11 protein-coding genes are annotated in these 10,754 nt (G+C 33.7%); 4 read left to right on the top strand and 7 right to left on the bottom strand.

Annotation, left to right across the window (positions count from 1 at the left end; translation table 11 throughout):
* Nucleotides 1-1,060: glycoside hydrolase family 10-like protein (locus BAU27_RS26435; protein ID WP_071772502.1), on the top strand; the 1,060-nt coding region annotated here is incomplete at its 5' end.
* Between the two features lie 55 nt (nucleotides 1,061-1,115).
* Here BAU27_RS26435 and BAU27_RS26430 read toward each other — a convergent pair.
* From BAU27_RS26430 to BAU27_RS26420, 3 genes are all read right to left on the bottom strand, one after another.
* Nucleotides 1,116-1,949, bottom strand: coding sequence for a DUF3974 domain-containing protein (locus tag BAU27_RS26430; protein WP_071772501.1), 834 nt, complete (start codon nucleotides 1,947-1,949; stop codon nucleotides 1,116-1,118).
* Nucleotides 1,950-1,973: 24 nt separating this feature from the next.
* The gene (locus BAU27_RS26425; RefSeq protein ID WP_071772500.1) at nucleotides 1,974-3,086 is read right to left on the bottom strand and encodes a toxic anion resistance protein; all 1,113 of its coding nucleotides are present in this window, start codon (nucleotides 3,084-3,086) and stop codon (nucleotides 1,974-1,976) included.
* Between the two features lie 347 nt (nucleotides 3,087-3,433).
* A complete protein-coding gene (locus BAU27_RS26420) occupies nucleotides 3,434-4,027 on the bottom strand; it encodes an O-methyltransferase (protein ID WP_071772499.1) in 594 nt (197 codons plus the stop codon).
* A 303-nt stretch (nucleotides 4,028-4,330) separates the two neighbouring features.
* Between BAU27_RS26420 and BAU27_RS32525 the strand changes: the two genes are divergently transcribed.
* Nucleotides 4,331-4,489 (top strand): hypothetical protein, encoded by a 159-nt coding sequence (locus BAU27_RS32525; RefSeq protein WP_001100983.1) that lies wholly within the window; start codon nucleotides 4,331-4,333, stop codon nucleotides 4,487-4,489.
* Nucleotides 4,490-4,523: 34 nt separating this feature from the next.
* Here the strand turns inward: BAU27_RS32525 and BAU27_RS26410 are convergent, their stop codons facing one another.
* The 3 genes from BAU27_RS26410 to BAU27_RS26400 all read right to left on the bottom strand — a co-directional run bounded on the left by BAU27_RS26410 (nucleotide 4,524) and on the right by BAU27_RS26400 (nucleotide 7,077).
* On the bottom strand, nucleotides 4,524-5,393 hold the full coding sequence (locus tag BAU27_RS26410) for a sigma-70 family RNA polymerase sigma factor (RefSeq protein ID WP_071772498.1): 870 nt from the start codon (nucleotides 5,391-5,393) through the stop codon (nucleotides 4,524-4,526).
* Entirely contained in the window at nucleotides 5,371-6,681 is a 1,311-nt protein-coding gene (locus tag BAU27_RS26405) for a phytoene desaturase family protein (protein WP_071772497.1), read from the bottom strand. The genes BAU27_RS26410 and BAU27_RS26405 overlap by 23 nt, the downstream gene beginning before the upstream one ends.
* Before the next feature lie 72 nt (nucleotides 6,682-6,753).
* On the bottom strand, nucleotides 6,754-7,077 hold the full coding sequence (locus tag BAU27_RS26400; RefSeq protein ID WP_071772496.1) for a luciferase domain-containing protein: 324 nt from the start codon (nucleotides 7,075-7,077) through the stop codon (nucleotides 6,754-6,756).
* A gap of 206 nt (nucleotides 7,078-7,283) precedes the next feature.
* Here BAU27_RS26400 and BAU27_RS26395 point away from each other — a divergent pair, with 206 nt between their 5' ends.
* Nucleotides 7,284-8,672, top strand: a complete 1,389-nt coding sequence (locus tag BAU27_RS26395) for an HD domain-containing protein (protein WP_071772495.1) — start codon at nucleotides 7,284-7,286, stop codon at nucleotides 8,670-8,672.
* Nucleotides 8,673-8,965: 293 nt separating this feature from the next.
* Entirely contained in the window at nucleotides 8,966-9,598 is a 633-nt protein-coding gene (locus tag BAU27_RS26390) for a cupin domain-containing protein (RefSeq protein ID WP_071772494.1), read from the top strand.
* 609 nt (nucleotides 9,599-10,207) lie between these two features.
* Here BAU27_RS26390 and BAU27_RS26385 read toward each other — a convergent pair.
* Nucleotides 10,208-10,754: exosporium glycoprotein BclB-related protein (locus BAU27_RS26385; RefSeq protein ID WP_302848842.1), on the bottom strand; the 547-nt coding region annotated here is incomplete at its 5' end.

The following is a 10,754-nucleotide window of genomic DNA, read 5'->3' as shown; positions in this document are numbered from 1 at the left end:
TTACGGCGGGAAATTATATTACAATCCCGGTATTCCAGAAGTAAAAAAATTCATAACAGAAGGCGCTTTAGAAATCGTGCAAAATTATGACATTGATGCCCTTCATATGGATGATTATTTTTATCCATATAAAGTAGTTGGTGAAGAATTCCCTGATCAAAAAACGTACGAAACGTATAATAACGGTAGATTTACAAATATAGAGGATTGGCGACGTGACAATGTAAATGAACTTGTCAAAGGTTTAAATGCTGCTATTAAACAAGAAAAGTCATATGTGAAATTTGGCATTAGTCCATTCGGCGTGTGGCGAAATATAGCCGACGATCCTACTGGCTCTAACACAACCGCCGGACAAAGAAACTATGATGATCTTTATGCTGACACACGTGAGTGGATACAAAAAGGTTATATTGACTACATTACACCGCAAATATATTGGAATATTGGTTTCACACCCGCTGCATATGACATATTAGTAGACTGGTGGGTAAAAGAAACAAATAATAAACCGATTCACCTATACATCGGTCAGGCTGCCTATAAAATTAATAATAACTCTGCCCCCGCTTGGTCTGATCCTGAAGAATACCCAAGACAAATTGTATTAAACCGGCTATATCCTCAAATAAAAGGTAGTATGCATTTTAGCTTAAAAGATATTAATAATAATCCACTTGGAGTGAAAGATAGACTCTCAAAAGACATATATAAACACCCTGCATTAATCCCGCCTATGCCTTGGATTGATCATGATCCACCAAAACAACCGACTTTAAAAGGTGCTATTCCAAGAGAGGAAGGTATTGCTGTAGGTATCATTGGTGATAGAGAGAATGATTCTGCTTATTACGCCATTTACCGTGTAAATGGAAAAAATGAAGTAGATATACAAAACCCAAAAAATTTACTTACTACTGTAAGAAAAACAAAACTTGGAGAAATTTATGTAGATAAAACAGCTATTTCTGGAGAAACGTATACGTATGTAGTAACTGCAGTTGATCGATTGCATAATGAAAGTATTGCTTCTAGTCATACTACCGTTAAAGCAAAATAACAGCTAATAAAAAAGCGCCTTAAAAGCTAAAAACTATAGCTTTAAGGCGCTTTTATTATTTATTCTTAAACTTCTCAGTCGCTGCTCTCATCTTCACATTTAAATCGTGATCAATCGAGTCGCGGATATCTCGCTCTACTACTTCCATTTCTTTTTGGAAATTTTGCAAGTAGATTTTCAGTTCTTCTTCCTTCTCTGGTCTTTGTGAAGGTGGTAATTGTACTACCAACGATAGCATCGCTGTTAAATCTTTCATTAAGAACGTTTCAAGTTTATGTTGTTGTTCAAACATACGTTGTTCTTGATAATATGGAAGTGCATTTAATACTGAAATTGTAATCTCATCAACCGTTCTTTGTAGTGAAGGATTAATCGAGCGTTTATATGCTTGAATTGTATTTAATGCATCTGGATATCGATCATAGAAATACAATTTATAAAACGATAAGTCTGTCGGTTTTACAGTTTGTTGTGATTCTTGTCTCAAGAAATCTTTCACTTTCATTGTTGCGATATCAATATCTTCATTCGTAAGCTTTTTCGTTGTTTTTGCCATCACATGCACTTTTTTCTGCTTTTCTTTCGGTAACATTGAGAAAACTTGCTCTCTCGTACGTTGGCCTGAAGTACAGAAAAGAGTGTTTAAAGTATTTTGTTCTTTTTTCCCTTCTGTACGAACCCAGCGATAAAAGAGTGGATGCTGCGTAAATTCTTGTAAAAACGGTGTTGATTTGTTTGATAATTTCTCAATGGAATCTTGTGCTCTCTTATATGGTTTCGTCCATGAAAAATAAAGTTTACGTCCGAAGTATACAACTAGAACAACGACAGTAAATGCGATTAAAAGTAATGATCCTAATAGTAATAATACTCCTTGAATGAAACTCATTTTTTCACCTCCTCTAAAAGTCTGTTATTTCCTTGGACGCTGAATGAGTTTCTGCTTCATCTCATCATTAAATGTATCTAGTTCAATTACAAATTTCTTACTAGACTCAATAATACGTTCTGACGATTTCTCAGATGCTTCAATAGCGGCAAATACATTTTGGAATGATTCACGTAATTTATCCATACTAATTGCAGGATTTTCAAGAAGTTTTGTTGTTTCTTCTGTATTTTGTTTTAATGCTTGTGAGTTACTTAATACCATTGATTCAATTGCTTCATTTGTCGCATTTACGGCATCAATTGTTTTACGTTGATTCGTTAACGCTAGCTGGATAGCAGCTGAAACTGTTACAACGTTTTGCGTCATCGTAATTGCATTACGAATTGCCTCTGATAGCTTTTCATTATTTTTCTTAATGATGTCTACAGATGCGATAGATTGTAATAATACACTTTTTGCTTGCTGCATATTACGTGTACGTACAAGTATTTTTTCTAATGCATCATTTATTAACGGGATATCCCTTTGACGTTCTGGGTTTTGTTTCTCGGCTTCAAGCATGCCTGCAAGTTTTCTTCCTAAGTATACTTGTTTATCAAGAGCGTGGATTTTATCATGTGATTGCTCTTTTAACATTTCAAGACCAACTGTATCTTCTTGTAAGTTATCACGACCAATTAGAAGGGATCTTATAATCTCCTCAATTTGCTTATCTATAGATTGATATTTATGCACGTATGTTTCAAGTGGATTTTTCTTGAATACTTTAAACATAATTTTCTTCATACCACTTGCTTTTAATGAATTCGGATCAAGCTCTGATACCACTTTGCGTAATTCTAACAATGTATTTGGAATTTCTTCGTTCTTTCCATTCATCATCGCTGTTACAGGACGTTTTAATGCTGATAGCGTTTGTCCTGCTGCTTGTTGCTCTTTATCTCCTAAGTCTCCAAGCTGCGACAATACTTTTGATAAATCTGTATTTTGCTCGCTATTTAACTTTTGTACATACAGATCAGCTTCTTTATTTAATTCTTCAAGTTCGACATCTTTTATTACTGTATCCACTACTACTTCTACATTATTATCTTTCACAATCGATACAGGTTCTTTTTTCTCGAGTTCAGTCAACAAAATCGCTCCTTTATTTATATGTGCGAATTTATATGCACTATATTTCATCTAACATATCGTATTTCATACACATTTTGCTTGCTTGAAATCGATTTTTCAAGAAATACCTGCTTATGCAGTCATTCCCTGTTTCATAGTATAAGTATACCTGTTCTCTTCATTATTTTCCTCAGACTTAAGACCTAGAGAGGAACATGCTGAAGGCGGATTCTTTACGAATCTCATTATTTATTACCTCTTCAATCTAATTTGAAATTCAATTGGTCAATCTCCTTCAAATCATACAGCACTCAATCTTTTGACATTTGTTATCTTTCAATGTGATAATTATGTCATGCTCACTTCTACTTATTTTTTCGAGCAACGAATGCTCCCTTTTGAAAAGCTAATAACGCCGTTTCATACGTATCATCTTCTTCAATCATCTTGATAAACTCCGCTAATTCTTCTGTATGTGAAGTTGCATTATCAATAACAAGCAAACCTTTTGGCTCTAAAATACGTTTTATATGTTCCCACCACCACATGTATTGTGTACGTTCTGAATCTAGGAAAATAAAATCAAATGAATGATCTAATTGCGAATCTAAAAACGCCCCTGCTTCTTGATTATGGACATCAATTCTTTGTACAAGGTTCGCCTTTTCAAAGTTTACAATTGCCTCTCCAACCCGTTCTGAAGAAAGCTCTACAGTTGTTACATTTCCATTTGTTTCTTCTACCGCATTAGCTAACCACAATGTAGAATAACCATTAGAAGTTCCAATTTCTAAAATGTTTTTTGCATTACACCCTTTTACTAAAATTGATAAAAATTGCCCCATCTCACGAGAAATATTCCGTAATTTCTCTTCCCGTGTTTTTTTATTTCGATCATGCTCTTCTCCATATTGTTCAAGTTGAAATAATAATGAATCTACAGTATCCATCCTTTTCATCGCCTTTCCAAAGCAATATGATGAAAAAGCTCTTGCTGCCCGTCTACTTTCATTATATGCGAAACGAAAACCTTTTTCTCGTTATATGACAAAGTTTTAAATTTTTTTATAGCATATTGTTTCGTTTTTTGGTAAAGTTAATTTCTACGTGCAATTATTCCATTCATACTATTTTTAATTAAATTGCAGTTATTAAATAATATAAACCCCATTTAAATGAATCGGTATTTCAAATTCAATTAAGCGCCCTTTCCGGACGCATTTTCTTTTGTTTATATATTTCTAGAAGAAAGGATGCTTACAATGAACGTGATTAGCTTAGATGCCGCTAGAAAGCGAAAACAGCATAAAAAATTAATGATTACTATACCGATTATTTCACGTATTTATGAAGAAGACGGGGAAATTAAATTTGAGGTAGCCGGCGAAAAAGATGTACCTCTTGAAATGTTAGAAAAATAAAAAAAAGACGCACTTCTAAAGAAATGCGTCTTTTTTATACTATTACATTTAAGTGCATAAGTTTTTCAGGATTAACCATCATATAGATGTTTGAAATTTTCTCATCCTCAAATGCGAATGAAAGTACATACGTCACTTTATTATTTATTGTAACTATAACGCCTGGTGCACCATTTATTTTTTTGAAATCAACACTATACTTTTCTGGCAATCGTTTTGCAATTCCAAAGAACAAACGTATAATTTTATCTGCAGAATAAATCGGATTAATTGCAGTTGTAACTTTACCACCACCATCTGCTTTAAATATCGCATTTGTTTTTAATACTTCTAACATGCCTTGCGCATCCCCACACTGTAATGATGATACAAACTTTTCCACATAGGCAGCCATTTTCTTCGTACTTAATGTTGATTGCTTCGGCTTATCCAAAATACTGTTCCGTGCACGCTGAAAGATTTTTCGGCAGTTCACACTACTCTTATCAACAATTGAAGCGATTTCTTCGTATTCATAACTGAAAACCTCTCTTAATATGAAAACAACTCTCTCTACCTCAGACAGTTGTTGTAAAAGTAATAAATATGCCGTAGAAATGGATTCTTTCATTACAAACGACTCTGCTGGCTCATCAGACTCTTCCACAAATGGCTCTGGTAACCACATTCCTACATATACATTACGTTTATGCGCTGCCGAACGTAATTTATCAATTGAACGATTTGTCGCCATTTTACACAAATATGCTTTCATATTTTCTATAGATTGAACATCCTCTATATTATTTAGCGCGATAAATACGTCATGAACGATATCTTCAGCGTCCATAACACTCCCAAGGATTCTATATGCTAATGAAAATAATAATGGTTGGTACGCTTCATATAATTGCTCCGTTTCCATGATGAACTGCCTCGCTTTCTAATTGCTTTAAAATGTGTAACGCTACACGTTTCCCGCTTGCTACCGCAGCATCAGCTAATATTTCATCATGCCCAGCCCAATCTCCTGCAACGTAAACACCTGGCATTTCAGGTATATTAGGGCCCGGTTTTTCAACACGGTCAATATGATGAAAATCATGTACTACCGTTATTTTCGGTAAATATTGCTTTGCAACAACTTCTCTTTTCCAATTAGGATGTAGCAACTCCATCGTATTTTCTAACTGTTCTTGATCATCATGAAAATGATTTATCTCTAGCATAGGATTATGGTACTTAATTAAACTCACTACAATTGCTCCATCTTCACTTAATTTGGCTGCTCTTGATTGATTCGTGAAAAATACAGGTTGATCTAATCCCAATGCGAAATGATGTATAGGATTGGTTAAACGTTTCAAACCAATATCTAATGCAGCAACGGTAACCGGTACCGATTGTTCACTCCATCTATACAGACGTGTCCCTTCTGCACCTTTTATTATTTTACAAGCTTCTTTAGGTGGAGTAGTCACGACAACTGCATCAACTTCAAATACTTCATCATCCGAACAACGAATTTTTTGTATACCTTCACAATGTTCTACTTCCAAAACATGCTTACTAGCTAGAAATTGCACACCAACATCATTCGCTAAATCCCTTAATTTTGTTATTATCGTCTCCCAACCACCATCTACGTAAAATACTCCTTCTTTCATAGAAAGCTGTATTTGCTTTAATACTGATGATGCTAATTGTATTGTAGGAGCATACGTGTATGTTGTTGTTCGGCATAGTGCATAAAATATATTTCGCACCATTGGATCTTTTATTTCATTTTCTGCCCATGTAGTTAGACTCATTTTGGGGACTTCTCCTACATCTACATTCCTTAAATGAATCATAAGACGTGAGAATTGTACTTTTGCAGACCATGAAAGCAGAGGAGTTGATAAAATAGAGCGAAAATCTGTTGGAATAGTAAATACATCCCCTTTCCATATTCCATGCGCTTTTGTAGATGGCATTCCACCTGGAAGATTCAAACCAAGCTCATTAAAGGTTAAAAATGCTGCCCCACCTCTATATAAAGCATGTGCACCAAGATTCAAACAAATGCCATTTTTATTTATAGTCATCCCTCGACCACCGAAGCGACTGGATTTTTCCAATACAATAACTTTCCTTCCAGCTTTCGCTAAATATATAGATGCTGTTAACCCAGCAAGCCCACCGCCAACAATTGCTACATCAAATGTATTCATAATAAAATCCCTCCTTATCGTTCTACATACAAGACGAACGATTTAGGAGGGATGTGACATAAAAATAAATTTTTATTTATCTACTTTATTTCTTTTTTGTATTCGGTCATATTGCATACGAAATAACTCAATTGCGAATGCAATATCCTCTTCACTCTTTATATAATAACTTATCCATCCTGATTCAGGTAATACGTGATGTGGTTTCACTAACCCTTCGTTCACTAATTCATCTCGCTTTACCTTCGGAAATGGTAAATCAACTAACTTTTCACCATGAAGATGACCAAGTTCTTTCTTACCATAATTTATTTCAATACCACCAAATCGATGCGGTTTTTCAGAAACACCCGCCCAGCTGAGCACTTCATTTCTAATCATTTCACTAAATGACATGAACATTCACTCCTTATTATTGATTGATGTAATTTTAAATTAACACGTTCATTACTTTTTTCCATCAATCCAAAGTATGAATGCGAATACGAATATAGTTTAATCTCAATATACTTTATTTTTTTAAACAATAATTACAATTTCAAAAGGTCTTGATCATATTATATAGAATTATTATTAAAAATAATTTTAAAGGATGGATATATATGAGCGAGGTATTATTACGAAAGGCGAATTATCTTCAATCTGAGGAATTAACATTATTTAAAAAAGCTATTAAGTTTGCAGAGCAAGCACACGATGGACAATACCGTCAAACTGGAGAACCATACATCATGCATCCTTTCGCGGTTACAGAAATATTACTAAATTATAAAGCTGACGTCACAACATTAGTTGCTGCGTTATTACACGATGTTGTAGAAGATACAGAGCATTCTCTAGAAGAAGTTAAGTTATATTTTGGTGCGACCGTTCAATATATTGTAGATGGGCTAACAAAAGTTAAAAAACTATGTGGTCAAAAGAAAGCATTATACGAAGCAATTAATTTTAAAAAGTTATTACTAGCCTCTCAAACAGATATACGTGTTGGCATTATAAAAGTTATAGACCGCCTTCATAACATTAAAACATTGAGTGTTAAAAAGCCTGCAAAACAAGTAGCTTATGCAAATGAAACACTAACACTCTTTGCACCACTTGCAGAGCGATTCGGTTTATATTCAACCCAGAATGAATTAGAAAACCTTTCTTTTCAATATCTACATAAGGAAAGATATAATAAAATACATAATCTTCTAACGGAATATGTACCACGTATTCAAAACAATATAACGAATTTAAGAAAAGGCATACTTTCTTTTTATGATACTACCCTTTCATTTGAAATAAGTTATGAACTCAGCCCCATTTACTCTGCTTACTCACAACTACAAGAATCTCAAAACGTATCAAGTGTTTCACGAATATGTATCACCACTACAAGTGTGCTAGATTGCTATAAAATTCTTGGAATGATTCATCAATTATACAAACCAACTATAAACTCTTTCGAAGATAATATCGCTCTTGAAAATAGCCATTTTAATAACAATTTAAAAACTAAAATAAATATGAATGATACTGAACAAACAATTATCATTCAAACGCAATCAGCAAAAACATTAAAAGATAATGGTATTTTTTATTTATTGAATAGTAGAACTGTAGATGTTCAAGTAATATCTTATAAAATAATGAATGATACCATTGTGAATAACAATTTATTAACTACAGATCCAGTCGCCTTCCACAATTTAGTATCGTATGAACTATTCGAAAATACCATTACGGCTTATACTACAGATTTACAACCTATTTATTTACCAGATGGTGCTACAATTATTGATTTTTCTTTCTCTGCATTTCCAAAAATTGCACATAACATGAAAAAAGCAAAAGTAAATGGGATGCCTGTTCCACTTAAAACAAAGGTATCTCATTTTGGCATCATCGAAATCGATTTCGATTTAAAACAAAACTTGGAATTAGAGTGGCTAAATTACGCCAATACTGCTAAAGCACAATTAATGATTCATCAAAAACTCTCTTAAATAAAAGGCCAATTCCTTTCTATAAGGCATTGGTCTTTTCCTATAACGTAACCATTAAAATATACGAAATAAATTTTAATATTTTTACTCCTAACCTAACATCAATAATTCCGACTTTCATTAGTTCGCTCTAATTTTTATCCGTATTAACATTATGAGAAATAAGAAGCACAACCTATATTCTTTATAAAACAAGTGAATTTATTATGATACAGACAAATGCACATAACTAACACTAGGCACATATCCTAAAGTTGTATCCATACTTACCTATAGAAAGGCAGGTAATACGATTGACTTCTACTATTGACTACACCTCTCCTTCAACCAACTTTACTCATGATTTAAGTAAAAGTAATTTTTTTAAGAAAGATGCCCAAAATTATATAAACGTACTTGGCATGAAACAATTAAACACTTTAGAAAGCACTTCTTTATTAGATATTTATTTAAGTACAGGCAACGTTGTAGAACCACATATTCATCAAAATGCAGCTGAACTCGTTTACTGTATTTCAGGATCTGCTGTTGTTTCTTTACTTAATCCATTTACGAATCAAATATTAAACTTACCAATAAAACCAGGTCAAGTTGCCAATATTCCACAAGCGTGGTGGCATTATGAAATTGCTTCAGCAGATCATACTCATTTATTAGCTATTTTCGATGCCCCTACCCCAGAAGTTATTTTCGGCTCTGATATTTTAAGATTAACTCCGGCTAATATGATGGCTCATACTTATTGTCTCAATGAACAACAATGGAAACAAGCAGTATCCCCAATTCAATCCACTACTGTAATTGGTCCTCCCGCAAACTGTAATCAAAACCGCGACATGATAAATCAGTCAACTCAGCCCCCTACTCAACAACAAAATCAATATTACCAAGATTCTTATTACTTCCCTCTTTACTGGGGGTATTAATTAGTATCATTTTAATAGAACCATCATTTATCTCCTTGGAAAATACCAAGGAGATTTTTTATCGTAACAATTAATAGAGTTCATACATATAATATTTATATAATTAATTGGAGGTGATAGTACTATGAGTAATTATAACTATCGAAAAAACTACTCTAATAATAAAAATAGTAGCTCTTCAGCATCCTCTCAGTCTTCGAATTCTCAATCTTCCGATTCCCAATCACAAAGAGATTTAGCCGAGCAAGGCTATGTAAAGAAAAAAGGATGTAACTGTAATAAAAATAAATAGTTTATTACTAATTTGAGCAATGACATTTCACCGCTCACGATAAATAATTCACTCCCCTAGTATATAGTTTATTTAATGGATGAATTCTATTTTTAATAGAATTCATCTTTTTTACTCATAAGGAATTTTCCGAGAAATGTAACTTATTCCATGAACTATAAATCATAGATTTTTATTTTCCCTTTAAATCAACTAAAAAAAGTAATGTCCCAGTTGCTTTATCACGTCTTTTCCACAAAAATATAGCCATTCCTAATAAAATTAGGAATGGCTATATACAAATACCAGTTTAAATTTCAAACAAACATTACAACAAATTAGACTATATTAATACCTGCGCTTACAAATCCAGCAAGTGCAGCTACTGGGTTTGCTGTTGTTAATGAAACGAACAGTAGTATTTTATCTCCAGCAGCAACTGGAATATTTTCAACTTGTGTTCCAAATGCTGTGTCAAAAAGAGCTATTGTTCCAAATGCTGGTGTTAATAATAGAGGTGCGGGTTGTACTGTAAACGTATTACTTCCTGGAGGTGCAGTTAATATTTGTATCTGCACTTGAGCAGGTGGTGTTAGAAGTGGTACTGCAAGTGTTGCACTAAAGAAACCTGATAATGACGTAATAGTTCCTGCGCGTGGTGCTACAAATGCATAATCACCTACACCTATCGCTAATGTGAGAGTCGTTCCACCTACTAAAACTTCAGGCTGATTAAATCCAAATCCAAGGAGAGCTCCTGTACCAGCAACTCCTAACGCGTTAGTTAAAGCAACTGGCAATGTACCTGAAGCAAACGGAATAATAGCTCCGCCACCAGTTGCTCCTGTTGCTCCTGTCGCTCCTGTTGCTCCTGTTGCTCCTGTT

It is taken from the genome of Bacillus sp. NH11B (genome assembly GCF_001884205.1).
Lineage (GTDB): Bacteria > Bacillota > Bacilli > Bacillales > Bacillaceae_G > Bacillus_A > Bacillus_A proteolyticus.
This window is presented reverse-complemented; position numbering and strand designations above follow the sequence as displayed.